We start from the raw sequence: 26,059 nt of genomic DNA on the forward strand, positions 1-26,059 counted from the left end.
TTCAGGGGGCCAGTCTAGTTCCCATGAACCCGACATATAACATGTAGCGCATCGTTGTAGTCGATGCTTTGAATGTGAATCTTGCATTCGCGAAGAAGCTAAAACTCACAGCCACAACGAAACCTGCGAAGTTTGCAAGAGCTTGATTGGTATGCGCGCCATAGATACATACACCAAAAACCACCCAGTGTATAAGTGTGTTCAGCACACCAATCGAGGTGTACTTTGCAAATAGCTTTAACATTTATTTAATCAATGAGTTCTGAAAGGCATGAAGTCTATCATCCAAGTCTCAATCGATCGATGATTTGCTGTGGTTGTTGAGACAAAACTGAGAAACATAAGTCTTTGCAATGGCTTTCAAGGCTTTGTGCTATTCGATTGTGGTTGAGGCTGATCACTCCACCTTTTCATCAAGCCAGTCCGCCCACCACTGCATCATGTCTCTGCATTTATCGTAGTTGATGCATCACTATCACCCTGTAATGGCTTATTACTGGTTTGCAGACAGGTAGGCATGAACAGATACCTGCGCATGAAGATGGAACTAGTCCGGATGCGATATTTTTGGTGATCACGTACATCATCAACGAAGCGCGTTATGGTGAGTTTTATGACTGCCAAGTAATGTGAAAATTGCGATGCGTACCAAATTGTGTACCAAATTAAAATCATAAACCATGAAACCCTTACTCATGGCTGTTCTCCGGCTGGGTGCGTGTAATCGTGAAACAAAAAGGTAGATTGTTGCTTACCGTCATTCATCATTAGGTTAAATCCGTTATTTCTGCTGTGTGTCAGAGTATCAAATATCACCGTGCTAATCAGCTTTAGAGCGACAATTTGGCAGAGAGTGGCAACTGATAATGTCAGATTAAAAATGAGATAACTGTCACATTTTCTTGCACTTTATTCCAGCCAGTTCATCAGGATTTCCGTAAAAAGAACTGCTATTTGAAACTCCTGAGGATTTGCTGTTGAAACGCCGTCTTATTATTGCTGCTTCTTTGTTCGTTTTTAATTTATCGTCTGGTTTTGCGGCGGAAAATATTCCCTTTTCACCCCAGCCTCCAGAGATTCATGCAGGGTCATGGGTCTTGATGGATTACACAACCGGTCAGATCCTCACGGCGGGTAATGAGCATCAACAACGCAATCCTGCCAGCCTGACTAAGCTGATGACTGGCTATGTTGTTGATCGTGCAATCGATAGCCATCGCATTACGCCAGACGATATTGTCACTGTAGGACGCAATGCGTGGGCGAAAGATAATCCGGTATTTGTCGGGTCTTCACTGATGTTTTTGAAAGAGGGCGATCGCGTATCGGTACGTGATTTAAGCCGTGGTTTAATTGTGGACTCCGGAAATGACGCTTGTGTTGCACTGGCTGATTATATTGCCGGTGGGCAACGGCAGTTTGTCGATATGATGAACAATTATGCTGAGAAGTTGCATCTTCAGGATACGCATTTTGAAACAGTGCATGGTCTGGATGCACCCGGTCAGCACAGTTCGGCCTATGATTTAGCCGTGCTTTCTCGCGCTATCATCCACGGCGAGCCTGATTTTTATCATATGTACAGCGAAAAAAGCCTCACCTGGAACGGTATCACCCAGCAAAACCGTAACGGATTATTGTGGGATAAAACCATGAATGTTGACGGCCTGAAAACCGGACATACTTCCGGTGCCGGGTTTAATCTCATTGCTTCGGCGGTGGATGGTCAGCGTCGTCTCATTGCGGTGGTGATGGGGGCTGACAGCGCAAAAGGTCGCGAAGAAGAAGCAAGGAAACTGCTGCGTTGGGGGCAACAGAACTTTACGACGGTGCAAATTTTGCACCGGGGGAAAAAGGTTGGCACAGAACGAATCTGGTATGGCGATAAAGAAAACATCGCTCTGGGAACGGAACAAGAGTTCTGGATGGTGCTGCCAAAAGCGGAGATTCCTAATATCAAAGCAAAATATACCCTTGATGGTAAAGAACTGACCGCGCCAATTAGCGCCCATAAGCGGGTAGGGGAAATTGAACTTTATGACCGCGATAAACAGGTGGCGCACTGGCCGTTGGTCACCCTGGAATCTGTCGGGAAAGGCGGTGTGTTTTCCCGGCTGAGTGATTATTTCGAGCATAAAGCCTGACCTTTCTTACGCCGCAGACTGGCAGGAGTGCGAGTCTGCTCGCATAATCAACACTCATTCCTTGTGGTTTTTATATTACAAAGCATACTGTATATAAAACCAGTATAAGTGGAGGCGTCATGAACTACGAGATTAAGCAGGAAGATAAACGTACCGTTGCAGGTTTCCATCTCGTTGGCCCGTGGGAACAAACGGTAAAGCAAGGTTTTGAGCAGTTGATGATGTGGGTTGATAACAAAAATATTGTTCCGAAGGAGTGGGTGGCGGTCTATTACGATAATCCAGATGAAACACCTGCCGAAAAGTTACGTTGTGACACCGTAGTTTCGGTGGCAGATAATTTCACACTTCCCGAAAACAGTGAGGGCGTCATCCTGACAGAAATTTCGGGTGGTCAGTATGCGGTGGCGGTAGCTCGCGTAGTGGGTGATGATTTTGCGAAACCCTGGTATCAGTTCTTTAACAGCCTCTTGCAGGACAGTGCTTACGAAATGTTACCAAAGCCCTGCTTTGAGGTTTATCTGAACAATGGCGCGCAAGATGGTTATTGGGATATCGAAATGTATGTCGCGGTGCAGCCAAAACGGCGCTGATAAATGACGTCGGGTCAGAGGTTAACCTGATTGCCACGCTGTTTTTCGTTATGTAAAAGAGTAAGATCCGTCTTCAGTTTTCTGACAACTAAACCGGGAACGTCCGCTATTCCCGGTTTGCCGGACAGAGTTGTTACATAGCGTTATTGCACCTGGTTTGTCAGATTGCATTATGATCGTTTTTTCCCTCTTACACGGAGTGCCCGCGTGCGTGCCGATAAGTCCTTAAGCCCGTTCGAAATTCGAGTCTACCGTCATTACCGCATTGTTCATGGTACTCGGGTTGCGCTGGCGTTCTTGCTCACCTTTCTCATCATTCGCCTGTTTACTATCCCGGAAAGCACCTGGCCGTTGGTCACTATGGTAGTGATCATGGGACCAATTTCGTTCTGGGGTAACGTCGTCCCTCGTGCGTTTGAACGTATTGGCGGTACGGTGTTTGGCTCGATTTTAGGTCTTATTGCTCTGCGACTGGAGTTAATCTCTTTACCGCTGATGTTAGTCTGGTGCGCGGCTGCCATGTTTCTTTGTGGCTGGCTGGCACTCGGCAAGAAACCGTATCAAGGCTTATTGATTGGTGTGACGCTGGCAATTGTTGTTGGTTCCCCAACAGGTGAAATTGATACGGCGTTATGGCGAAGTGGCGATGTGATCCTCGGCTCTTTACTGGCAATGCTGTTTACCGGTATCTGGCCGCAACGGGCGTTCATCCACTGGCGCATTCAACTGGCGAAAAGTCTGACCGAGTATAATCGGGTCTATCAATCTGCATTCTCACCGAACTTACTTGAACGCCCACGTCTGGAAAGCCATCTGCAAAAACTCCTGACCGATGCCGTGAAAATGCGTGGGCTGATTGCGCCTGCCAGCAAAGAAACCCGTATTCCAAAATCGATATATGAAGGTATCCAGACTATTAACCGTAATCTGGTTTGTATGCTGGAGCTGCAAATCAATGCCTACTGGGCCACGCGCCCCAGCCATTTCGTGTTATTGAACGCGCAAAAACTGCGTGATACACAGCATATGATGCAGCAAATAGTGCTGAGCCTTGTTCATGCGCTGTACGAAGGTAATCCGCAGCCGGTTTTTGCCAATACGGAAAAATTGAACGATGCTGTGGAAGAGTTGCGCCAGTTGCTCGATAACCACCATGAGCTGAAGGTCGTGGAAACACCGATTTATGGCTATGTGTGGCTGAACATGGAAACGGCACATCAACTTGAGTTGCTATCGAATCTGATTTGCCGGGCCTTGCGCAAATAATTCCTGAACTTCAGAATCATCTTGCAGCTGCTTCGATTCAGCAAGGATAAAGGGTATGATAGTGAAAAGGGATAAAAGCATTGTCATCTGCGGCAGCTATGAGTAATGTTGGCCCTAACGAATAGCGGTTGCTTAAACGAATCCGACTCTCACATTATCAGGGGTATAAAAATGGAAACTACCAAGCCTTCATTCCAGGACGTACTGGAATTTGTTCGTCTGTTCCGCCGTAAGAACAAACTGCAACGTGAAATCCAGGACGTTGAGAAAAAGATCCGTGACAACCAGAAGCGTGTCCTGCTGCTGGACAACCTGAGCGATTACATTAAGCCTGGTATGAGCGTAGAAGCAATCCAGGGCATCATCGCCAGCATGAAAGGTGACTATGAAGATCGCGTTGACGATTACATCATCAAAAATGCAGAGCTTTCCAAAGAACGCCGCGATATCTCTAAAAAGCTGAAAGCTATGGGTGAAATGAAAAACGGCGAAGCAAAGTAATTTCTGCTTTATTTGATGAGGGTTGCCCGGCAACCCTCATTATTCATTGGCTCTTTTCTGTGTATCAAAAGTCATCATTCCCATCTGATAACATATCGAAATTAGCGACAGCCTTCTTTTGTATGCAGCAAGGCAAAAAGTTCTGCAACTCCGATGTTATTAATCGCACTGGTCACTAACACGTTGCGCGCTCCAGCTTCCCGTAACCAACATTTCACCAAAGATAGTTGTGCTACGCTGGCTAAATCCGCTTTGGTTACTATCCCAATGACCGGGCGATTCATTGACATGGTAAAACCTGGCGAAAAAGGTGACCACGGTGCGTCCGCATTTAGCACCAGCGCGATAATGTCCGCTTCGCAGGCACTGACCAGCAGTGCGCTGTAAAGGCTGCGGTTTTCGAGGTATTCGCCTGGTGTGTCAATAGTGGCCGGTGACCAGACGATTGCCTGCGTTTTCTGATACTGAAGATCTTCTCCGCGCAGACATTGCGTGAGTGACGTTTTTCCGCACTGACTGGGACCGATAAGCATCATACGTTGCATAACGTCAGGTCCGTGTAATGGGGCAGGCGGTAAAGTGCATCATTTCACCCAGCGTGCGGGTAACCTGATTAAGTGCATATTCGATAGCTGAAACATCACCAGTCAGTACTACGGCACCAGTGAAACGATCAAGAAAACCAATTTCTACTGCTCCTGACTTTGTAGCGATATCGCACGCGATAATAGACGCTTCGCTGGGGGTAATCGTCAGAATGCCAATGGCGGAAACGGTATCTGGTAAACCTAATTTCTTAAACAGATCCTTCCCTGGATTAGCAATGACATGAGCCAGCGTGACCTGCTTACCAGGGACATATTCCTGAATCATCCGTTCAGTTGTGTGCAGAGTTGTCATTATCCCTCCACCATCTGACGCCACATGGCTTCATGTGGACGGGCAATCACCGAGCGATAGACCAGCAACCCTTTTTCACCTGCGCGCTCGCTGGCGACAGAGACCGCGTTATTAACATCTGAAATATCGCCAGCAACCACCATGTAGCATTTCCCCCCAATGCCAAAAGCCATATGCGCGCGAACGAGGGTGACATTCGCAGCTTTAACAGCGCAATCGGCAGCGTCAATGCAGGCTGCCACACTCCAGGTTTCGACCACACCGACAGCCTGACGCTGTTCAACATGGTTCAGTCCGCTGATTGCGGGAAGGATACTGGGATGAATATTAGGGAGGATCAGACTGTCGACCAGCATTTCACCTGCAAGGGAAGCGCCGCTGTTGATGGCCTGCTGCACCGCACCGACATCGCCACCAAGCATCAGCAGAAATTTTCCGGGGCATAGCGTTTTGCTGACCAGTAACTCAACATTGGCGCTTTTCAGCATGGCATCGCCGGTTTCCATCCCTTTTGCGATACTGCTAAGTTCTAAAATACCTACCGCTTTCGACATGGTTAACCTCTCACAACCGTAATAGCGTTTTCTGTCACATCACTGATCGTGCCATCAATACTGGCATGAATGGGGGCACCTAATGTGCCATGTGGTATTTGGCCTACACATTGCCCACGAACGACGCGATCGCCTTTTTGTACACACGCAATTGCGCTGGCACCGATATGCTGGCGTAACAATAGTGTCACTTTTTCAGGCTGAGGCACCTGTTCAGACAATGGCGCATCCTGATACCACGGGGTTAATCCCAGTCTGGTTACCAGCCGTTTTACTGGGATCAGCCGATAATTTGCCATGACATCCTCAGGATTTAAGGCACCTTCGTAGCGGAGATTTTTGGCGCGTAATTCCTGCTTAAGCAGGCGGTTTATGCGCATCGGCGAAATACCTACCGGACAGGCGACGCTGGCACAGACGTTGCACTCCGAACAGGTGAGAGCTGTCAGTAACAGTTGCGGCGTAGCGAGCTGTTGATAGTTAACCGCACGTACTAACAAATGTGGCGACAGTTCGTGACCAATTAAATGACGTGGGCAGAGATCGGTACATAAGCGGCATTGCTCACAAACGGTTTTCGCGACGGCAAATACGCTACGGTCATCCTGCATTCGACGTTGGATGAGTGAATGAGAATTGGGTAAAACCAGCAAGCCGCCAGTGGTTTTGCTGACTGGCGTGTCGAGCGATGTGATCAAACTACCCATCATCGGACCGCCATTGATAAAACCAGGATTATCCACTGTTGCGCCGCCCGCCAGCGCCAGTACTTCGCGTAAAGACATCCCGATGGGAACGGTCAATGTTATTGGTTTAGCCACTGCACCATTAACAGTAAGTGTGCGTCGCGTCACCGGATACTGTTGCTCAACGGCTCTGGCAATATTCAGTACGGTTTGCACATTATTGACCACCACACCGACGCTCACGGGTAACGCAGCGGGAGGAACGCGGCGACCTGTTGCCATCCAGATGGTCAGCACTTCGTCTCCTGCGGGGTAAACGTCGGGCAAAATATGCAGCCGGATATCCGGCGAAAGCAAGGGTGTGAGTGCGTTTATTGCTGGTTGATACTTCTCTTTCAGCGCGATAATTCCGCTACTGGCTCCGGTGGCTTTCATCGCATAGTGAACACCGCGAAGCAGGCGGCTGGCTTGCTGTGCCATTAACTGTTGATCTACTTTCAACATTGGTTCACATTCCGCCGCATTCACCAGGAAAGTGTCAACCCGCGCCTGCAGCTTAATATGTGTTGGAAAGCCTGCGCCACCAGCACCCACGACGCCTGCTGCCTGTACTCGCTCGCGGATCGTCTGTTCGTCAATGGACATTAACTCGCCGTTCATAACAACTCCTCAAGCAGTTCTGCTATAGCGATGGCATCAGCCGCTCGTGGATTGGTACGCAGTGTGGCATCCGTCAGCGTAGCCCGAACCATATCTGGAATACGTGATGACCATTCTGCTTTTTTTTCTTTCAGTGCATTGGCGAGAGTCGGCATTGAACAGGCTTTTTTTAGCTGTTCAATATGTTGAATGAGTGCATTCAGGCTGGCGGTGTCATTGGCATCGTCAGGGCATAAATGGCACGTTTTCGCCAGCCGGGCATAGCGTTTGGCAGCACGCGGATCGCCAGCATTAAAACGAATAACCGTCGTGAGCAGGAGTGCATTCGCCAGGCCGTGTGGCAGATGAAACTGCCCGCCGAGTTGATGGGCAATTGCATGATTTAACCCAAGCCCAGCCTGACTAAAGGCCATTCCTGCAAGAGTAGATGCATTATGCATTTTGCCGCGAGTAGCAAGACAATCTCCTTTATTCACTGCTGTGGGCAGGTAGTGAAAAACAATTTGCACGGCTTTTTCGGCCAGTGCATCCGTGAAGTCACTGGCACGGGGAGAAACATAAGCTTCAAGGGCATGGGTTAAAACATCCATTCCGGTATTGGCAGTTATCGCGGCTGGCACACTGACGGCCAGCGAGGGATCAAGAACCGCTATATCCGGATAAAGCGCATTATCGAAAAGAGGATATTTAATCCCTTTATCGGGATCGCTGATGACACAGGCGCTGGTCACTTCCGAACCGGTGCCGCTGGTGGTGGGAATAGCAACGCAGGTTTCAATCTCAATAGCACACTGGCGACTAAACCAGACAATCGCTTTTGCGGCGTCCAGCGCAGAGCCGCCGCCAAAACCGATAACTACATCCGGGCGTAAAGTCTGCATTTGTGCAATGCCTTTTACCACGGTCTGGATCGTTGGATCGGGCGTTATTTCGCTAAAAATACTGATGCGGTTGCTATCAGGCAGCGACTGACGCAACGTGTCAATCAATGGCGAACTTGCCAGGAAGGCATCGCAAATAATCCAGATGTGCTTATTGGTGAAACGGCTAAGGACTTTGAGACTTCCCAAACCGCTGTATAAACGCGTCTGCAGTGAAAAAGTATTCATTTCCGTTTCTCTAGCGAATGGAAAAGCCACTGGTTAACACGCAGCGTCGTGAGCGGGCAAAAGTCCGTGCTGACGTTGTTCCTTCTCCGGTCGGTGTAGCAATGGTGAAGGTCGTAAAGCCTTCGCCGCCGACGCCAATACCAGCCCAGGAGGGACCGTTTTTGACAAAGATTGAGGTTTGCATCACGCGTGCAGCAAGGTTGAGTCGTGAGACGTTCTGCGAGTGCATAATTGCCGTGTGGTGCAAACCGTCTTCGACTTTCAGCGCCAGGGTGAGGGCGCTGTCAAAATCGCTGACTTTCACAATGGGTAGCATAGGCATCAGTTGTTCACAGGTAACCCAGTTATCATCGGCGTCAACAACGGCAATCAGTAATCGTGGCGTTTTCTGCGGTAGAGGAATTCCAGCCGCTTCCAGAAGATGGCATGGACTTTTGCCAACCAGTTTTTTATTGGCGACGCCGTCGGGCAGACAAACGGCGCGCAATTTTTCAGTTTGCTCATGGTTAAGAAGAAGGGCGCCAAAACTTTGCATCTGTTGAATTAAATACTCTGCCACTGACGCCACGACAATCAGGCTTTTTTCAGCGATGCACGGTAGGTTGTAATCAAAAGAAGCGCCGTTGATGATGTCTTCGGCGGCTTTCACAATATCCGCCGTTTCATCGACAATACACGGCGGGTTACCCGCACCGGCACCAATCACTTTCTTGCCACTTTTCATCCCCATTGCGACGATACCCGGACCGCCGGTAATCGCCAGAACGCTGATTTTAGGGTGCGCCATCATCTGTTCGGTGGCTGTAAAGGTCGGTTCAGATACGGTAACGATCAGGTTATGAATGCCACTACAGCGAAACGCGATGTCTTCGATTATGGCAATGAGTTTCAGCGATACGTTTTTGGCTCCCGGATGAGGACTGAAGTAGACGCTATTGCCTGCTGCTAACATGCTGATGCTGTTATTAATGACGGTTTCCGTGGGATTGGTACTCGGCGTGACCGAGCCAATAACACCAAATGGAGAGTATTCAAATAAAACCATGCCTCCATCACCGGTTAGTGCAGTGGTGGTTAAATCTTCAATTCCTGGCGTGTTATCAAGTGCCGCTTTGTTTTTCAGATACTTATCTTCTTTATTTCCCATTCCCGTTTCGCTGGCGCTTTCTTCTGCCAGTTCGGTAAGGCGGGGCATTAATTCTTCGCGAATGGCGCTGATAATGGCGCTGCGGGTTTTAAGCGGACACTGTTGAAAGCGCAAAAAGGCTTGGTGTGCCGCGCAGACGGCCTCATCGACAGTCTGAAAAATACCATTTCTTTGCACTTGTGACGCACTGGGCATCAGTTGTTCGCGCAGGATGTTGCGGATAATCATTTCTAATTCAGTCGTATTCATAGGTTTGCTCCTGCGTTAATTGCTGCCATTGCGGCTTGTGCAATATCCATATCTTGTTCAACGCTACCACCGCTGATGCCAAGTCCCCCAAGCAATATTCCGTCACGCCAGAGGGGAAAACCGCCACCAAAAGTGACGACTTTGCCTTGCATATGGCTTTCGAGTCCGTAAAGCGGCGCTCCGGGTTGTACGGCGTCAGCAAGTTTGTGTGTTGCCGTTTTCATCGCCACGGCGGTCCAGGCTTTTTTCGGTGCCAGTTCACTGCTGACCAGCAGGGCATCGGGCATCCGCCAGGTAACACTTTCTGTCCCGTTGGCATCAACAATGCTGATGACAACGGGAATATGTAGTTCATCCGCGCGTATTGCCGCACTACGAATGAGCTGGTGAAGATCCTGAAAAGTGAGCGACATCGTGCGTTCCTTTAATGCTGGAGTGTGGTTGGCTTCGTGATAACGTTTTGTGATTTCCTGAATCATCAGGTTTTGATGAGCAACGTTGTCTTCCACGCGGGCGAGGGCATACAGGCAATCGGAAAGTCGGTTGATATAGTGCAACAAAACATGGCGGACGGTGGTTTCCGTTGTCAGTTCAACCAGACGTCTTTCAGCCCGCCGGGTCACCGTGCGGGCGACATGCATACGGCTCGCGGCTTCACAACGACCAGGCAAAATGAAGCTGTGAACTGGAGGGACAGCGTTCATTGCGCTATCGATCGCTTTTTCCAGCGTGGCAATTTCTTCTGTACCGATGTAACGCTGCTGCGCTGACGGCTGTTCGCTTTCACTGGCGAGTTCGGCGCTAAACCAAAATATTTGTTGCTGAATGGCTTCCAGTAAGATGCGATGGCTTTCGATGGAGGTGGCGCAATAACACAGACTGAGCGTCGCGTTCAGTTCATCCAGCGTGCCATAGGCTTCGACACGTCGATGAGTTTTACTGACACGCTGTCCGGTAAATAGAGATGTACTTCCTGAATCACCTGTTCGGGTATAAATCGCCATCGTTAAAGTCCTTAGCGTGAAAGCGTATCGACAATGCCGACCACTGCCAGATCAATGGCTTCGTTGGGGCCGGAAAAAACATGTCTGGCGCTGGAGCCGCTGCTGAGGAGTACCAGTTCACCAACGCCTGCGCCGACTGAATCAACGGCAACTTCGTCGCCGGTTAACGGTGTAAGAGGCAATTCGCCGTCAGCACTGACCCGACGAACCAACAGCAGTTTTTTCCCGATAAGAGAAGGTGATTTTTGCGTGGATACCACCGTGCCGGTGACTCGAGCCAGATGCATGAGTTACTCCTGCCTGATTAACTGAATGTTTCGGGTAATTGCCGCGTCACGCGCAAGTGCGGTCACACAACATTTCCGCTGTAGTACCAGTATCCCCGCGCATAACGGTGCTACGTCGGCATAACTTAAAAGTCGACCACGATGAAGGTGGATTGGTTTTCCTTGTTCGTCGCACCAGGTTAGCGGTAGACGGGCGAGAGTTTTCAACTTGATGGCGTTCAGGAAATGATGCTGCAACGATAATTGAATGTGCATTCCCCATGCTAACGCCTCGTGAAGGTGGATTACTGCCTCGTCTGACGTATTGTTCTCCGCAAGCTGTCGCAACAACGGCAGATCGACATATCGAATTTGTAACGATGCATACTGATGAACTATCTTGTGAACGCTGGCTTCTCGCAGTTGCGAAACGGTGAGCGTGAGTGTCTTTTCCGCACGTTGTTTTAGGCGAAAAATCACTTCGTCAACAATGCGTTGCATCAGCACATGATTCATGGCAGCGACACCAGCATGGCAAAAACGTCAGGATTATCAGCGCCTGCAGCGTTGGCTTCGTCGGTATCAATATGCATTTCAAGACGCATATCCGGTGAGACGCGAACAGCGACGTTATCAAATATCAGTCGTCGCTCATCACCTTCAATGGCGACCGCCACTTTATCGCCTTGCGTAACGCCATAAATCAGGGCATCGAGCGGAGACATATGAATATGCCGTTGCGCGACAATAACGCCAGAAGCGATTTCCAGCTCTGCAAACGGACTTATCAGACGAATCCCCGGTGTGCCGTTGAGATCGCCTGACATGCGTAGCGGAGCGGTGATCCCCAACGTTCTGGCATCAGTCCGGGAAATTTCCACCTGGCTTGCATTGCGTAGTGGTCCCAACAAACGAACGTTGTGCAATTTGCCTTTTGGTCCCACCAGCGTAACAACTTGTTCAGCAGCGAACTGACCTGGTTGCAATAACGGCTTTTTCTCGCTGATCGGTTGTTCAGGAAAAAGGCGTACATAATCCGCAGTTGAAAGGTGAATATGACGACTGGAGACGCCCAGAGGGATAGGGCGTTCGCGCATCTCATCCAGAACCTGGCTCACTGTTTCTTGCAAGGTTTGTTTGTCCATTGTTACTCCTCTCGCTTATCGGAGTGGAGGCAAAGTGAACGTGGCTCACCTTTTTGCCGTTGACACGCCGGATCAAGACACAAATTACAACTGATACTTTCTGAGGTGACTGTTGCTGCTGGTGTTTCGCTTGCTTCAACCCTTACATTCAGTGCTTCTGTTGTGCGGGACAGTATTCCCTCGCCTGGACGGGCAATCACTTTGTGCGCGACAAGACCATTTCTCTGCCCGGCGAAACTGGCACCCGTCTCGATCGCTGCATTAACCGAGGCGACGTCACCGGTGATTTTGATAACCGTCCAGCCTGAGCCATTGGTCTTCTCAAGGCCAACCAGCGTGATGGACGCGGCTTTTGCCATAACATCCGCGCAACTGATGGCGAGTGCCAGACCACTGACTTCAAGTAATCCCAGTGATTGCTTCACGCTGTGCTCCTTAGCGAATGGGGTTATGCAGATTTTGGTAAAATGGCCTCAACATCGCTGTGCGGCCGAGGGATGACATGGCAGGACTTCACTTCGCCAACGGCGCTTGCGGCGGCGCTCCCCGCGTCAACGGCGGCTTTTACTGCGCCAACATCGCCGCGCACCATCACTGTGATCAGACCTGAACCAATCTTTTCATAGCCGACCAGTTGTACGTTGGCGGATTTAACCATGGCGTCTGCGGCTTCAATCGCGCCGACTAACCCTTTTGTTTCAACCAGTCCCAGTGCGTTATTCATACGGTGTTTCTCCTGTGGATTATGAGTGGTATTCCTTGAAGGGAATCCCTTTGACCAGCCGGGCTGCGTTATTGCCGGTGCTGCGCCGGGTATGGTTATCTTGTTGATGCATCAGCGTAAACAGTGGCGCTGATGCCGGTAAGTTTTTGTAATGCACAATCAGTTTTTCCCGGTCACAGGCTATGCCAACCAACAGGGGAGACTGGCGAGCAGCCTGCCAGGCGCTATCGATGATTTCACCTGATGGAATGTGTTGAATGCGAAAGGGAATACCTTCCTCTTCAATGCCAAGAAGCACCTCATTCCATGTACTGATACAGTCACCGATTACTATGACGACAATGGCTGGTGCACGTTCTTTACTTTCCATGAACCGACTCCTTGTGCCAGGAGATGAGTAGCCCGGTAGCTACCGCATTGCGCGGCCCCTCGCTACCACGGATATTCCCCCGCCCGGCGACCAGTCTATAATGTGCCAACGCATCGGTGACTAACTGCGGGACTTCGAAATCCAGTGAAGAGCCGCCCACCAGTACGACGAACGGAATGTCGCGAATATTTCCACCAGGACTTACCTGACGTAGTGCGCGCAGGGCATTTGTTACGAAGACCCGCTCTTTTGCACTGCGACGAATGGTTCGCACTTTTTCCAGCGTTATATCACCGGGAATGGGCACCAGTTCGTCTGGTTTCACCACACAAACACGGGCAAATACCTGGGGGGATAGTGGGGTAGGGAAGAACTGAACGTTGCCGTCTTCATGGCGTAAGTGGAACAGGCTTTCAACTTTTGCCAGTGGGTATTTTTTGATCTCTTCTGCCAGGTAGCGATCATTTAAGCCCAGTTCCCTGGCGATAATCATCGTCACCATGTCGCCCGCTCCCGCAAGGTGAGTGGCAATCATTTCCCCTTTTTGATTGATGATGGAGGCATCGGTAGAACCTGCGCCTAAGTCCAGAATGGCTAAGGGACGCATGGTTCCTGGGGTAGTTAAGGCTCCCTGAATGGCTGCCTCTGCTTCTGCGCCTCCGACCTGAACATCAACGTGCAGTTTTTGCTTAATTTCACTGGCGATCATCGCCATTTGCAGACGGTCGGATTTCACCATAGAGGCGATACCCACTGCCTGTTCCAGTGAAAATTCGCCTGCCAGACCACCGGTTACGCTGACGGGAACTGATGTATCTATCGCTAATAAATCCTGAATAAAAATTTCGTTGCTGGGTTTATTGGTCAGCTCCGCCATGGTCTGGCGAACATGTTCCAGCATTCCGCCGATGTTGGTGCCCGGTTCGCCCGTCACATTTTCCAGTTTTGGGCATTCACCGACCGCTTTCATAATGGCATCGGCCCCGGCAGCAACATCAACCCGAATTGTGCGCCCGGCAGAAAGCAATTCGATATTTCCGGCGGGTATCGAACGGGCTTTAACGTCGCCAGAAGGTGTTTTCACGACCACTGCTGAACGGTTGCCGATTAGCGCCCGTGCGACAGGAACGATATTTTTAGTCTCTTCAGCATTGAGGGCGAAAACGGTGGCAATCCCATATGGGTTAGACAGGGTTTCGATAACTTTCCCGGGAACGGCGACTTCAATAGCAGCTAACATGCCGAGCGGAATACGATCGATGTAGAGGACTTCATCAACAATGGGTAAAGGGATTTCCAGTCGGTTACTGACCAGTACGCCATCGTCGCGTTGCAGAATAACGCCTGTCAGCTGATATCCGGCCCGCACGGAGGCATTTATCATGGTTGCGATATCGGCAAAATCAAAAGCCGATGACACGACCAGAATGTACGGTGTGTCCGCCGGGCGTGTTAACAACTCTTGCGGAGTGATGGTGAGTCCTACACCCAGCCCCACTCCGCCTGGAGTTTTCGGGTTGTGACCGATCATGGTTGATTCAGTGATAATGGTTTCCGTAATGGTTTCCATCGCCACATCGCCAATGACCGGGGTTGCTTCGTTGATACGAATAAGCGAAATATCGCTGACATTGATGCCGACTTTTCTCGTTGCCTGTGCGAGCGCCTCCTGAATGCCGTGTACGTTACGCAACGTACCTTTGATCCCGGTGGTTTCTGCCAGGGCGCTGCTCACGAACGACATTTCGCCAGACGCATTGAGCGTTGCCAGCGCAACCTCTGTGGATGAGTTGCCGATATCAATGCCTGCTATATATCGCATAGTTCGTCCTTAATCGTTGCCTTTCAGTTTTTTACGCTCGACATAGAGTTCCGCAGCTTCACGGACAAATGCGGCACAAATTTTGGCCTGATAACGACGTTCAAGATCGTCGGCAATGGCAATGAGTTCTTGCTTAGTCGAACGATAAGGGCGTAACGCATTGTAGATTTCGAGGATGCGATCATCCGGCACTGAGGTAAGCTCGGCGGCGCGTTCAAAATTCATCGCCAGGCGATCGCGTCCAGCATCTCTGGCAATCGCGGCCTGAATACGCAACGTTTCCGGGGTTATGCGCATGTCCTGGGCGGTGACTTTATCGCTGAGTACATTTTCCAGAGTAAAATCGTCGAGCGTTTTATTAGTCGCCGTTTTGACCCATTCTGGATGTTTATTTGCCAGCGGGTAATCACTCACTTTGGCATTCAGTGTTGATGAGTGGGATGGCGCAGAGACAGGGGCTGTATCCTGGAGACTGTTCATTCGGTTCAACACGTCCCTGACCATCGACTCAATTGCATCGGTATTCATGAAGGTTTCCTTTGTTAAAACGTCACGCGCAGTTCTTGCGGTTTTTTGCCAGTGACCACGTACTTAGTCTCTTTGATATGTAAGATGGCGGACTTGGCCTGGTATTTCGGTCGTGCCATTTGATCATTGAGGGTCGGAACAGGTTGTGGAGACTCGCGCTTCGCATAACGCGCGGCGTTTTTGCCAATCTGGCGATACGTTTCCAGCGTCAACAAAGGTGCTTGTGGGAAAAGTTCCAGGTTAGACAAAGGAGGAAGACCTTGCTGGTGGATAACCGTGGTGCCTTTCGACTGAATACCAATAGCAATGCCGGAACCGCTAAGACGATCGCCTTCAACCGCCACGAAGGCAACATCAGACGATTTAAAGCAGCGAATCACACGGGCTTTAATACCTTCTTCTTCGATACCGGCAATCACCTCGCGCAATATGTTTTTATGCGGAATGCCGATAATATTGACGGTCTGCGCCAGACCAAACGCCGGACCTACAGCGATAATGACTTCATCTTGCTGAGTACCTTGTTGGGCTTCGCCAATTTCGGTCAGAAAACTTTCGCTATCCGGCGCGGAAGAGACCGGTGCGCGAAATGAAACGGACTTATCGCTGGTTTGCATTTCTGCCAGCACGTCTTCGATTATCTGACGTAGTAATTTTTCGTTAATTTCCATTTCTCACCCTTAGTCAATTTCGTTGGGATCAAGTGCACCGGGAATATTTTTGATCTCTTCCCAGCGTTCCCCTTGCAGGCGATAACCCGTAGCCGGTCCGGCGTAATCATTGACGTCATTGACCGCAGAGAGCACTTGTCCGTCATCGACGATAATGGCTGAGGTATGGAGATAGTCGCCGGTCAGTTTCGCTTTTTGCATGTTGAGCATGTCCTGGGCGACATCGGTGAAACCGCCTTGTGCCAGGGCTTTCACCACTTCCAGGCTGTTACGGTTTTTATTGATAATTTCCTGGGCGAACTTGATGTCTTCCACGATGTTGCGCTCTGGCATATCTTTCGAACCGTGGGCATAGGTTGCCGCTTCGACCTCTTCATCGGTGATAGGTGGTAATCCCATACCGGCAAAGACGGCCTGTAAAGCACGTGCGGCTTTATTGCGGATAGCGATAACATCTTCTTCGCGCACCGGTCGCAGGCCGCCATCAACCTTCAGGTCACGTTGAATGACGTTGTAATCATCGAAGTCTTCGGCATCTTCGTTTGAACCGGCAAACATGTTGTCGTAGTTCGGCACAGCGGAAAAACCGGAAGAGATAAAGTCGGTGCCCGGCAGAAACTGCATCAGGAAACGTGCGGTACGGCGCATATCTGAGTGGGTAAAGGTCTGGTCATTACTGGAGGCGCATTCCAGATCCAGCGATGAACAAATTAAGTTTTCCGCCAGTACTGCGCGGATGCCTGACGGCACTGCCGATGGAACGCCGATGCAGCTTACGGAACCATTCTGCAATCCCTGAACGCCAGCAGCTTTGGTGATGTAAATGCAACGAGCCTCGAGATAAAGCATTGATTTGCCTTCAGCGTAGCCCATCTGCACTTCAGAGCCGGAGCCGGAAGTAAAGCGCATTTTTAAGCCGCGAGAAGCATAAGATGACGCGAGAAATCCTTTTGACCACGGTGTATCGTCGCCGTCGGTGAAAACAGGTTCCGTGCCGTAGACAGAAATCGTTTCGGCGTAGCAGGTATGGCCTAACATACCGAGTTTCAGTTCGGTGGCTTCCTCCAGTGAACACTGGGTCAACACGCCTGGGCGTCCCACCTGTGAACCGACCAGCAGAGCGATGGCGTTGAACGGTGCATAGCGAGCAACGGCAACGGTGGTTTCCTGTTCGTCAAATCCGCGCCATGCGCCTTCAGCCGCATCGGCAGCAATTTGTACCGGATTATCTTTGATGTTGGTGACGTGAGCCTGTTGCGATGGTGTTCGACGGGCGCGCATTTTCTGCATCGCCATCATCATCTCTACCACGTTCATCTGTGAAACCACTTCGACGATTTTGGCGGGCGTCATCGCGGTGGTCAGGGGAACAATATCGCTACGTTTGACATTTGGATCGCACAACATATTGGCAAGTTTGACCGAATCCATCGCGATGACTTCTTCAGCGCGCGCGAGATTGATACCGTAGCGAGCGATAAAGTGGTCGATCAGGTCAAACTGGCTGGCGGGTTTTCCATCTAGTTCGGTCACGACGCCGTTAACAATTTTGATTGACGGTTTAGGATCGTTCGGGCTTTCCATCGCAATGAAGCCTTCTTCAATCCACTCTTTAACGAAACCGTCCTGGTTGACCGGGCGTTTTGCCAGTGCTTCAAATCTTTTCGATCTCATGAATCTGCCTCAGGGAATTCAGATGTAGGAAGGGCGATCGTTTTTCGGTGTATCGCCGAGAGTCGAAAGTACGGTTTTACCGATTTCGCGTGCGGAGATGACCGCCTGACGGACTGCGCCGGAGTCACCCGAGATAATCAGAATGACTTCATTGCTGTAGCTGGTGCCTTGAGCTGGGGAGCTGTATGCCACGACATCCACATTGGCGGACTTCAGCGCGGTGTCGGCCATCAGAACACCCACAGCAGCCGGAGCACCGACAATAACGCCGCAAGCCCGTCCCAGTGGAGCGCCAAACGCTTTTTCCAGTGCATAGCTGGCGCGGGCGGTGTATTGCAGTTCAAGATGACCGGCTTCGTTGGCGTAGACGTCGCCAAAAGTCCGGTCAAGCTCTTTCAGCGCAACTTCAATACCGCGTTTCACATCGGAAACATCATTGCCACCTAAGAGGATTAATGAGCCGTGTCCGGCACCGCCTTTGGTATCGCGAGGAAGTTCAATGCTAATAACTTCGGTGTTGGTGGCTTTTACCGCTTCATCAGCGGCCATAATGTGTGGCCCTGCACCAATACGTGCGCCCAGAATGCCAATGGAGCGATAGCGTTTTTCAAGTTTCATCGCGTCCAATAGGGCGCTATCAACGTTCGCAATGACCAGACCTACCGTGTCGCCAATAGCGGTGCCAACAAATTCCGTTAATGTGCAGCTTTTTTCTGCCATAGCCGTCTCTCGTGTTTGATGATTGGTTTCCGGGAGAACCTCATGCTCCGGTGTCGCTACGCGTGCGATGACCTGCGCCATGATCTGTTCGACCAGTTCATTGCTGCTCATGGGTTAATTCCCTTTGGTAAGATTTTCTCGACATCGGTATGTGGGCGGGGGATAACGTGTACGGCTTTCACTTCGCCGACATTACGCGCAGCGGCGGCACCTGCATCTGTTGCCGCTTTAACCGCCCCGACATCACCACGAACGATGACGGTCACCAGCCCGGAACCAATTTTTTCGTAGCCGACCAGCAATACATTTGCCGACTTCACCATGGCGTCTGCGGCCTCTATGGCGGCAGTTAATCCTTTGGTTTCTACCATTCCTAACGCTTCTTGTTGCATAAAGACCTCGCCTGGATTTTTTGACGATATGACTATAAAAAAAAGCGAGGAAAAAGAATGGCTGACTTAATCGCTAATGAGAAAAATTAATAGAGGGCAAATGTTATAAAATTGCTTTCAGAGAATATATGTTATTCATTTATTGGTTGTTTTTGGCGTGGTTTGATGTGAATTAATTGCATTGAGACGGTGGCTTTAATTTGAAATAATATTTCGTCGAGTTTGGTTTGCTGAAATTAACTGTGATATTTGTTTAAATTTTATTATGCAGGCATGACAATTTTTTATTGTGTCAGTTTGGCGATATTCATAACTCCAATAGTGATGATTGCTGTGGTGAATGCTATGGCGATAACAATAATTTGCTATAGCAACACGATTTTTCCATGAATCTGGTATGCATGTTGGCAATATTTTTTTCAGCGCAATTTTTATAGTTGCGTTCGATATACACAACAATCAGCGCATTGTTGGCCGATAAAGAAAAAACTCTGTGAAAAAGGTGTCACTATGAATGATTCACTCAAGGCGCAATGCGTTGCCGAGTTTTTGGGCACCGGACTGTTCCTCTTTTTTGGCATTGGTTGTTTGTGCGCCCTAAAACTTGCCGGTGCAAGTCTGGGACTGTGGGAAATTTGTATTATTTGGGGGTTAGGTATTTCACTTGCTGTTTACCTTACGGCAGGCATTTCCGGCGCTCATCTTAACCCGGCGGTTACTATTGCTCTGTGGTTGTTTGCCGCTTTTCCTGGTCGTAAAGTGCTGCCATTTTGTGTGGCACAATTAGCGGGAGCCTTTGGTGGTGCGGTTCTGGCATATTTTTTATACAGCAATTTGTTTGCCGATTTTGAATCTGCTCACAATATGGTTCGTGGTAGTGCAGAAAGTTTACAACTCGCCAGTATCTTCAGTACTTACCCGGCAGCGGCGATAAATGTATGGCAGGCTGCATTGGTTGAAGTGGTCATAACGTCCATGTTAATGGGGTTGATTATGGCGTTGACCGATGACGGTAATGGCGTACCCAAAGGACCGCTTGCGCCTTTACTTATTGGTATTCTGGTCGCTGTTATTGGTGCTTCTACCGGACCATTAACCGGTTTTGCCATGAATCCAGCGCGTGATTTTGGGCCAAAAATTTTCACCTGGCTTGCTGGTTGGGGGGAAATTGCAATGACTGGCGGACGCAATATTCCTTATTTTATTGTACCCATTATTGCTCCGGTCATTGGAGCCTGTGTGGGGGCGGCGATTTATCGCTTTCTTATTGCACAAAATTTACCTGTCAATAGTGTTACGCCTAAAGATATCAGCGAATAGTGAAATAACCTGGCGGTTATAAACGTTTATTTTTTTAGTGTTTGTGATCTGCTTTCCGAACTTATTAAAAAGTCTCCCGCTTCATGGAGGCTTTTGTTATTGTCCGTTGTGCTTCTCGTCAGTAAATCATTAAGGATGATGTGAAGATTAAATGTAAAACAATTGTTTTGCTATAACAATAAATTAACTGGGAGGTTTTATCATGATTTCTGCGGCGACACTTAATTCAGAACTCATTAATAAAATCGCACAGGATTTTGCGCAGGCGACTAGTCTTGCGGTTGTCGTGGTCAATATCCACGGTGATGAAATCTCCGAGCTGTTTAACTTCACCCCATTTTGTCAGATGATGCGCCAACACCCTCAGCTTAGCACTCGCTGTCGCATGAGCGATCGTTGTGGTGGTCTGGAAGCCTCTAAATCAGATCAACCTTGTATTTACCGCTGTCATGCAGGGTTAACCGATTTCTCTATTCCACTGGTGATTGCCGGGCATTTAGTCGGCTTTGTGTTGTGCGGACAAGTCCGCCTGCGTAATGATGATGTTGATTTGATCGATATTCTTAATGTCGATGATTGTTGGCAAGCCGACCCAGAATTACTTAATGAGTTTCGCAAAGTTCCTGAAATGGATTACTCGCGGGTTATAGCCTCTGCTGATTTGTTGAAGTTGATTGTGGAAAATTGCCTCAAAAAGCAACTCAATTTTGTCGTTATTAAAGAGAATAAACCTCATTCGGGGTCAGTTCGTCAGACCCGTGCGCCTAATCCCCATGATAATAAAATGAAAAAAGCATTGCGCTATATCGATGCGCATTTATCAGACGATTTGCGTCTGGAAGATGTTGCCTCGCATGTTTATCTAAGCCCTTATTATTTCAGTAAGTTGTTTAAGAAATATCATGGGATTGGTTTTAATGCGTGGGTAAACCAACAACGAATGGCCAGCGCCCGTGAGCTGCTGTGCCATAGTGACTGGAGTATCGCCAGTATCGCTCGTAATTTAGGCTTCTCACAAACCAGCTATTTCTGCAAAGTTTTTCGCCAGACGTATCAGGTGACTCCGCAGGTATATCGTCAGCAAATTAGTGAAAATGTAGCAGCGGAAACAGCATAAATTTAATGTGGAAAATGAGGGATGATTAAATAGACTCTGGCAATATTAATTAACGTTATTTACGTGTTATGGGATAAGTAGATCAGCTCATAACATACGCTGACAGGTTCGGCACATTTGTGCCTGGGAAGAGGGTGAAAATCCCTCGCAGCCCCCGCTGCTGTAATGCTGACAACCCCGAAAATACCACTGATCGCGAGATTGGGAAGGCCGGGGAAGGATGATGCGAAGCCAGAAGAGCAGCCTGTCAGTCAATACCAACAACTTCGGTGGGAAGTGGGTTGTCCGGAAGCGCCCGGTTGAGTACTGGCGCGTCTTTATACCCCTACCACCCTGAGAGGATCAGGGTATGGCGGCATCATTTAGTTCATTCATTGTAGTGCCGACAGGCACCTGGGCTGCTCTCAATGCGCGGCAATCGTTTTTCATGGTATATCAGCCTGATCGTCATTACAGGAAACGAAGCGGAGGACGGGGGATATGAAAACGATAAAACCCGAATCGATAGCCCTTTTTTGCCTCTCCTCTGGCGATATTAATCTGGCGAAATATCTGGCTGAAATGTTGCCAATGACCTGTTTTGTTGGTGAGGACTGGCAGCAAGGTTTCTTGCCTTTTAAAGGTGGAGCAGTTCAATCGTTATCAGACGCGTATACCGATTATTCAGTGCTGTTATTGATTGCTGAAAACGGGGTCTCCATACCAGAAAGTTTCTCTCATCCTGATGGCGCAACGGTAATCTTAATCACACGGCATAATGCTCGTTTGCTGGCTGGTCCGGCTGGTGGGGCGGTAGCATTAATCCATTATCTGAATGAAATGTGTCAATGCAGAGAAAATGTTGCCAATGGCACATTCTGTCAGACGTTTACACAGGGAAAGCGGACTATTTCACAACACCGCCTTCATTCGTAATGGATTGAGAACGCTGGATTTTTATTTTCATTACGCGCAGTATTAATTGCGGAGATGTTATTACGATCAGCAACGATGGCGCAACCATGGTTCTGGTCAATGAATACCATCATACAATTGAGCCAGGAGTCCGTATGATGATTTTGGTGACGGGTGGTGCACGGAGTGGGAAGAGTCGGCACGCCGAGAGGCTTATCGGGGATACACCACAGGTTCTGTATATCGCCACTTCGCAAATCCTTGATGATGAGATGGCAGCACGGATTGAGCATCATCGGCAGGGGCGTCCGGCGCACTGGCGCACGGTGGAACGCTGGCAACAGCTTGATGAGTTAATTAATGCCGACATTAATCCGCAGAACGCTGTGTTGCTGGAATGCATTACGACAATGGTGACTAATCTGTTGTTTGATTATGGCGGCGATAAAGCCCCTGAAGAATGGGATTATGTGGCGATGGAGCAAGCGATAAATGGCGAGATTCAGTCGCTGATTGCTGCCTGTCAACGTTGCCCTGCAAAGGTCGTATTAGTGACCAATGAAGTGGGAATGGGTATTGTGCCGGAGAATCGTCTGGCGCGATATTTTCGTGATATTGCCGGGCGAGTGAATCAGCAACTGGCCGCTGCGGCAGATGAAGTATGGCTGGTGGTTTCGGGTATTGGAGTAAAAATCAAATGAGTAAATTATTTTGGGCGATGCTCTCTTTCATTACGCGTCTGCCTGTACCGCGTCGTTGGTCCCAGGGGCTGGATTTTGAACATTATTCTCGCGGTATCATTACTTTTCCTTTAATTGGTTTATTGCTTGGCGCGATTAGCGGGCTGGTCTTCATGGTGTTGCAGGCATGGTGTGGCGTACCGCTGGCGGCACTGTTTAGCGTGCTGGTTCTGGCGCTGATGACCGGAGGATTCCACCTGGACGGCCTTGCCGATACCTGTGATGGCGTATTTTCTGCACGTAGCCGAGATCGTATGTTGGAAATCATGCGTGATAGCCGTTTAGGCACCCACGGCGGTCTGGCATTGATTTTTGTTGTGCTGGGAAAGATTTTGATTTTGAGCGAGCTGGCTCTACGTGGTGAGCCGATTCTGGCATCGCTGGCAGCAGCATGTGCTGTCAGCCGAGGGACTGCCGCATTATTGATGTATCGTCATCGTTATGCCCGGGAAGAAGGGCTTGGCAATGTGTTCATTGGCAAAATTGATGGGCGACAAACCTGTGTAACCCTCGGCTTAGCCGTGATTTTTGCTGCTGTATTACTGCCAGGTATGCATGGTGTGGCTGCTATGGTGGTGACGATGGTGGCAATTTTCGTCCTCGGTCAGCTTCTCAAACGTACTCTGGGCGGGCAAACCGGCGATACGCTGGGAGCTGCCATAGAGCTTGGTGAGCTGGTATTTCTGCTGGCGCTGCTATAAAGAGAAGCAACATGCAAACACTTGCCGATTTACTGAATACGATCCCGGCCATCGATCATGCTGCTATGTCACGCGCACAACGGCATATTGACGGGTTACTCAAACCCGTCGGTAGTCTGGGAAGGCTGGAGGCGCTTGCCGTACAACTGGCAGGAATGCCGGGGTTGAATGGTGTTCCTCATGTGGGTAAAAAAGCGGTAGTTGTTATGTGCGCCGATCACGGCGTCTGGGATGAAGGTGTCTCTATTTCCCCGAAAGCGGTGACAGCCATTCAGGCCGAAAATATGCTACGCGGAACAACCGGCGTGTGTGTTCTGGCAGCACATGCGGGGGCTAAAGTTCATGTAATTGATGTAGGGATAGATACTGCGGAGCCAATACCCGGACTTATCAATATGCGTGTCGCTCGAGGTAGCGGCAATATAGCTTCAGGTTCTGCAATGAGCCGCTGTCAGGCTGAAGAGTTGCTTCTGGAAGTCATTCGTTATACGCGTGAACTGGCGAAAAATGGCGTCACGCTGTTTGGCGTGGGTGAGCTGGGAATGGCAAACACGACGACGGCTGCGGCGATAGTCAGCACAATTGCGGGACGCGATCCCGAAGAGGTGGTTGGTATTGGCGCAAACCTGCCGACAGATAAACTGGCAAACAAAGTTGATGTTGTTCGTCGGGCAATTATGTTGAATCAACCGAATCCGCTGGATGGTGTTGATGTACTGGCAAAAGTCGGTGGATTTGATCTGGTCGGAATGGCTGGCGTGATCTCAGGAGCCGCTTCCTGCGGTTTACCCGTGTTGCTGGATGGCTTTCTTTCTTATGCCGCCGCGCTTGCTGCGTGTCAGATGTCGCCTGCAATCAAACCGTATCTTATTCCTTCCCATTTGTCGGCAGAAAAAGGGGCGCGTATTGCGTTGTCGCATTTGGAGCTGGAGCCTTATCTCAATATGGAAATGCGTTTAGGTGAGGGGAGTGGCGCAGCTCTGGCGATGCCCATCATCGAAGCTGCTTGCGCGATATACAACAACATGGGCGAACTTGCTGCCAGTAATATTATTCTACCGGGGAATACAACTTCAGAATTGAACAGTTAAAAACGAAAAGTCTGATAAAAGCTATACTTATCGGATGGCTTTCGCGACTTAGGAAAGGGATATGATGCGTCGTGTAAATATTCTTTGTTCATTTGCTCTGCTTTTTGCCAGCCATAATAGCCTGGCGGTAACTTATCCATTACCCCCAGAGGGGAGTCGTTTAGTGGGGCAGCCACTTACAGTAACGGTTCCCGATCACAATACCCAGCCGCTGGAAACTTTTGCCGCGCAGTACGGACAAGGGCTGAGCAATATGCTGGAAGCGAATCCGGGGGCTGATGTTTTCTTGCCGAAGTCTGGTTCGCAACTCACCATTCCGCAGCAACTGATTTTACCCGCCACTGTGCGAAAAGGGATTGTGGTTAACGTCGCCGAGATGCGTCTGTATTACTACCCACCAGACAGTAATACTGTGGAAGTGTTTCCTATTGGTATTGGTCAGGCTGGACGAGAAACCCCGCGTAATTGGGTGACTGCTGTTGAACGCAAACAAGATGCACCAACCTGGACGCCAACCCCTAACACTCGTCGTGAATATGCAAAGCGTGGGGAGAGCCTGCCTGCATTTGTCCCAGCCGGACCCGATAATCCTATGGGGCTGTACGCTATTTATATCGGCAGGTTATATGCCATTCACGGTACTAATGCCAATTTTGGGATTGGCCTACGGGTAAGTCAGGGCTGTATTCGTCTGCGCAATGACGATATCAAATATCTGTTTGATAATGTTCCGGTAGGGACGCGCGTGCAAATTATTGATCAGCCAGTGAAATACACAACGGAGCCGGATGGTTCAAAGTGGCTGGAAGTTCATGAGCCGCTGTCGCGCAATCGTGCAGAATATGAGTCCGACCGAAAAGTGCCATTGCCGGTGACGCCTTCCTTGCGGGCGTTTATCAACGGACAAGAGGTCGATGTGAATCGCGCGAATGCTGCGTTGCAACGTCGATCGGGAATGCCAGTGCAAATTAGCTCTGGTTCAAAGCAGATGTTTTAAAATAGCTGTTGTATAAAAAGCAAAAAGCCTGCTCGAAAGCAGGCTTTTTTGAATTTGGCTCCTCTGACTGGACT

General features: G+C 49.5%; 30 protein-coding genes, 3 pseudogenes and 1 riboswitch. Of the genes and pseudogenes, 12 read left to right on the forward strand and 21 right to left on the reverse strand.

Annotated features, from left to right (window positions below; genetic code table 11):
* Window positions 1-16: 16 nt before the first annotated feature.
* Window positions 17-244, reverse strand: a pseudogene (locus A7589_RS21170) (bactoprenol glucosyl transferase); the annotation flags it as partial.
* A gap of 204 nt (window positions 245-448) precedes the next feature.
* Between A7589_RS21170 and A7589_RS23735 the strand changes: the two are divergent.
* A pseudogene (locus A7589_RS23735) lies at window positions 449-633 on the forward strand (HumD family translesion DNA polymerase); the annotation flags it as partial.
* Between the two features lie 63 nt (window positions 634-696).
* Here the strand turns inward: A7589_RS23735 and A7589_RS23420 are convergent.
* A pseudogene (locus tag A7589_RS23420) lies at window positions 697-768 on the reverse strand (hypothetical protein); the annotation flags it as partial.
* A gap of 209 nt (window positions 769-977) precedes the next feature.
* Here A7589_RS23420 and dacD point away from each other — a divergent pair.
* The 4 genes from dacD to A7589_RS21195 all read left to right on the forward strand — a co-directional run bounded on the left by dacD (window position 978) and on the right by A7589_RS21195 (window position 4,504).
* Window positions 978-2,144 (forward strand): serine-type D-Ala-D-Ala carboxypeptidase DacD, encoded by a 1,167-nt coding sequence (gene dacD / locus A7589_RS21180; RefSeq protein WP_010353845.1) that lies wholly within the window; start codon window positions 978-980, stop codon window positions 2,142-2,144.
* A gap of 119 nt (window positions 2,145-2,263) precedes the next feature.
* The gene (gene sbmC / locus A7589_RS21185; RefSeq protein ID WP_001105400.1) at window positions 2,264-2,737 is read left to right on the forward strand and encodes a DNA gyrase inhibitor SbmC; all 474 of its coding nucleotides are present in this window, start codon (window positions 2,264-2,266) and stop codon (window positions 2,735-2,737) included.
* A gap of 207 nt (window positions 2,738-2,944) precedes the next feature.
* Window positions 2,945-4,003 (forward strand): FUSC family protein, encoded by a 1,059-nt coding sequence (locus A7589_RS21190; protein ID WP_001200874.1) that lies wholly within the window; start codon window positions 2,945-2,947, stop codon window positions 4,001-4,003.
* A gap of 171 nt (window positions 4,004-4,174) precedes the next feature.
* Window positions 4,175-4,504, forward strand: a complete 330-nt coding sequence (locus A7589_RS21195) for a DUF496 family protein (protein ID WP_000450409.1) — start codon at window positions 4,175-4,177, stop codon at window positions 4,502-4,504.
* A 101-nt stretch (window positions 4,505-4,605) separates the two neighbouring features.
* On the opposite strand, the gene A7589_RS21200 is transcribed toward A7589_RS21195, so the two are convergent.
* The 19 genes from A7589_RS21200 to pduA are packed head-to-tail and all read right to left on the reverse strand — an operon-like array spanning window position 4,606 to window position 19,125.
* Window positions 4,606-5,049, reverse strand: a complete 444-nt coding sequence (locus A7589_RS21200) for a EutP/PduV family microcompartment system protein (protein ID WP_001189425.1) — start codon at window positions 5,047-5,049, stop codon at window positions 4,606-4,608.
* A gap of 4 nt (window positions 5,050-5,053) precedes the next feature.
* Complete coding sequence (gene pduU / locus A7589_RS21205; RefSeq protein WP_000209216.1) at window positions 5,054-5,404, reverse strand: propanediol utilization microcompartment protein PduU; 351 nt, start codon at window positions 5,402-5,404, stop codon at window positions 5,054-5,056.
* Window positions 5,404-5,958 carry a propanediol utilization microcompartment protein PduT gene (gene pduT / locus A7589_RS21210; RefSeq protein WP_105282851.1) on the reverse strand — a complete coding sequence of 185 codons (555 nt, stop codon included), beginning with the start codon at window positions 5,956-5,958 and terminating at the stop codon, window positions 5,404-5,406. The genes pduU and pduT overlap by 1 nt, the downstream gene beginning before the upstream one ends.
* A 2-nt stretch (window positions 5,959-5,960) precedes the next feature.
* On the reverse strand, window positions 5,961-7,304 hold the full coding sequence (locus A7589_RS21215; protein ID WP_001012922.1) for a 4Fe-4S dicluster domain-containing protein: 1,344 nt from the start codon (window positions 7,302-7,304) through the stop codon (window positions 5,961-5,963).
* The gene (locus tag A7589_RS21220) at window positions 7,301-8,413 is read right to left on the reverse strand and encodes a 1-propanol dehydrogenase PduQ (RefSeq protein ID WP_001091431.1); all 1,113 of its coding nucleotides are present in this window, start codon (window positions 8,411-8,413) and stop codon (window positions 7,301-7,303) included. Before A7589_RS21220 ends, A7589_RS21215 begins: the two co-directional genes overlap by 4 nt.
* 10 nt (window positions 8,414-8,423) lie before the next feature.
* Complete coding sequence (gene pduP / locus A7589_RS21225; RefSeq protein WP_001098299.1) at window positions 8,424-9,809, reverse strand: CoA-acylating propionaldehyde dehydrogenase PduP; 1,386 nt, start codon at window positions 9,807-9,809, stop codon at window positions 8,424-8,426.
* Entirely contained in the window at window positions 9,806-10,813 is a 1,008-nt protein-coding gene (gene pduO / locus A7589_RS21230) for a two-domain cob(I)yrinic acid a,c-diamide adenosyltransferase PduO (protein ID WP_001029522.1), read from the reverse strand. Before pduO ends, pduP begins: the two co-directional genes overlap by 4 nt.
* Window positions 10,814-10,824: 11 nt before the next feature.
* The gene (locus A7589_RS21235; protein WP_000549832.1) at window positions 10,825-11,100 is read right to left on the reverse strand and encodes a EutN/CcmL family microcompartment protein; all 276 of its coding nucleotides are present in this window, start codon (window positions 11,098-11,100) and stop codon (window positions 10,825-10,827) included.
* A 3-nt stretch (window positions 11,101-11,103) separates the two neighbouring features.
* Window positions 11,104-11,595 (reverse strand): microcompartment protein PduM, encoded by a 492-nt coding sequence (gene pduM / locus A7589_RS21240; RefSeq protein WP_001017045.1) that lies wholly within the window; start codon window positions 11,593-11,595, stop codon window positions 11,104-11,106.
* Window positions 11,592-12,224, reverse strand: a complete 633-nt coding sequence (locus tag A7589_RS21245) for a phosphate propanoyltransferase (protein ID WP_000361048.1) — start codon at window positions 12,222-12,224, stop codon at window positions 11,592-11,594. The genes pduM and A7589_RS21245 overlap by 4 nt, the downstream gene beginning before the upstream one ends.
* A gap of 2 nt (window positions 12,225-12,226) precedes the next feature.
* On the reverse strand, window positions 12,227-12,676 hold the full coding sequence (locus A7589_RS21250) for a BMC domain-containing protein (protein ID WP_123058223.1): 450 nt from the start codon (window positions 12,674-12,676) through the stop codon (window positions 12,227-12,229).
* On the reverse strand, window positions 12,673-12,948 hold the full coding sequence (gene pduJ / locus A7589_RS21255; protein ID WP_001057752.1) for a propanediol utilization microcompartment protein PduJ: 276 nt from the start codon (window positions 12,946-12,948) through the stop codon (window positions 12,673-12,675). Before pduJ ends, A7589_RS21250 begins: the two co-directional genes overlap by 4 nt.
* A gap of 19 nt (window positions 12,949-12,967) precedes the next feature.
* The gene (locus A7589_RS21260) at window positions 12,968-13,318 is read right to left on the reverse strand and encodes a glycerol dehydratase reactivase beta/small subunit family protein (RefSeq protein WP_000444011.1); all 351 of its coding nucleotides are present in this window, start codon (window positions 13,316-13,318) and stop codon (window positions 12,968-12,970) included.
* On the reverse strand, window positions 13,308-15,140 hold the full coding sequence (locus tag A7589_RS21265) for a diol dehydratase reactivase subunit alpha (protein ID WP_001268895.1): 1,833 nt from the start codon (window positions 15,138-15,140) through the stop codon (window positions 13,308-13,310). The genes A7589_RS21260 and A7589_RS21265 overlap by 11 nt, the downstream gene beginning before the upstream one ends.
* Before the next feature lie 9 nt (window positions 15,141-15,149).
* Entirely contained in the window at window positions 15,150-15,668 is a 519-nt protein-coding gene (gene pduE, locus A7589_RS21270; RefSeq protein ID WP_001090589.1) for a propanediol dehydratase small subunit PduE, read from the reverse strand.
* A gap of 14 nt (window positions 15,669-15,682) precedes the next feature.
* Window positions 15,683-16,339 (reverse strand): propanediol/glycerol family dehydratase medium subunit, encoded by a 657-nt coding sequence (locus A7589_RS21275; protein ID WP_000405043.1) that lies wholly within the window; start codon window positions 16,337-16,339, stop codon window positions 15,683-15,685.
* Between the two features lie 9 nt (window positions 16,340-16,348).
* Entirely contained in the window at window positions 16,349-18,013 is a 1,665-nt protein-coding gene (gene pduC / locus A7589_RS21280; RefSeq protein WP_001256911.1) for a propanediol dehydratase large subunit PduC, read from the reverse strand.
* Between the two features lie 18 nt (window positions 18,014-18,031).
* Complete coding sequence (gene pduB, locus A7589_RS21285; RefSeq protein ID WP_000097477.1) at window positions 18,032-18,844, reverse strand: propanediol utilization microcompartment protein PduB; 813 nt, start codon at window positions 18,842-18,844, stop codon at window positions 18,032-18,034.
* On the reverse strand, window positions 18,841-19,125 hold the full coding sequence (gene pduA / locus A7589_RS21290) for a propanediol utilization microcompartment protein PduA (RefSeq protein ID WP_001183614.1): 285 nt from the start codon (window positions 19,123-19,125) through the stop codon (window positions 18,841-18,843). The genes pduB and pduA overlap by 4 nt, the downstream gene beginning before the upstream one ends.
* 510 nt (window positions 19,126-19,635) lie before the next feature.
* On the opposite strand from pduA, the gene pduF reads away from it, so the two are divergent.
* The 7 genes from pduF (at window position 19,636) to ldtA (ending at window position 25,985) form a co-directional block, all read left to right on the forward strand.
* Window positions 19,636-20,445 (forward strand): propanediol diffusion facilitator PduF, encoded by an 810-nt coding sequence (gene pduF / locus A7589_RS21295; protein WP_001000031.1) that lies wholly within the window; start codon window positions 19,636-19,638, stop codon window positions 20,443-20,445.
* A 202-nt stretch (window positions 20,446-20,647) separates the two neighbouring features.
* Window positions 20,648-21,562: a transcriptional regulator PocR gene (pocR, locus tag A7589_RS21300; RefSeq protein ID WP_000622040.1), complete on the forward strand. Its 915-nt coding sequence runs from the start codon at window positions 20,648-20,650 to the stop codon at window positions 21,560-21,562.
* A gap of 87 nt (window positions 21,563-21,649) precedes the next feature.
* A riboswitch (cobalamin riboswitch) is annotated at window positions 21,650-21,824 on the forward strand.
* A gap of 218 nt (window positions 21,825-22,042) precedes the next feature.
* On the forward strand, window positions 22,043-22,477 hold the full coding sequence (locus A7589_RS21305) for a hypothetical protein (protein WP_000849059.1): 435 nt from the start codon (window positions 22,043-22,045) through the stop codon (window positions 22,475-22,477).
* Between the two features lie 134 nt (window positions 22,478-22,611).
* Window positions 22,612-23,157 carry a bifunctional adenosylcobinamide kinase/adenosylcobinamide-phosphate guanylyltransferase gene (gene cobU / locus A7589_RS21310; RefSeq protein WP_000973187.1) on the forward strand — a complete coding sequence of 182 codons (546 nt, stop codon included), beginning with the start codon at window positions 22,612-22,614 and terminating at the stop codon, window positions 23,155-23,157.
* A complete protein-coding gene (cobS, locus tag A7589_RS21315) occupies window positions 23,154-23,897 on the forward strand; it encodes an adenosylcobinamide-GDP ribazoletransferase (protein ID WP_010348811.1) in 744 nt (247 codons plus the stop codon). The genes cobU and cobS overlap by 4 nt, the downstream gene beginning before the upstream one ends.
* Window positions 23,898-23,908: 11 nt before the next feature.
* Complete coding sequence (cobT, locus tag A7589_RS21320; RefSeq protein WP_001193770.1) at window positions 23,909-24,988, forward strand: nicotinate-nucleotide--dimethylbenzimidazole phosphoribosyltransferase; 1,080 nt, start codon at window positions 23,909-23,911, stop codon at window positions 24,986-24,988.
* 61 nt (window positions 24,989-25,049) lie between these two features.
* Window positions 25,050-25,985 carry a L,D-transpeptidase gene (ldtA, locus tag A7589_RS21325; RefSeq protein WP_000986311.1) on the forward strand — a complete coding sequence of 312 codons (936 nt, stop codon included), beginning with the start codon at window positions 25,050-25,052 and terminating at the stop codon, window positions 25,983-25,985.
* Window positions 25,986-26,059: the final 74 nt, after the last annotated feature.

The organism is Escherichia sp. MOD1-EC6475 (assembly GCF_003046645.1).
GTDB classification, from domain to species: Bacteria; Pseudomonadota; Gammaproteobacteria; order Enterobacterales; family Enterobacteriaceae; genus Escherichia; species Escherichia ruysiae.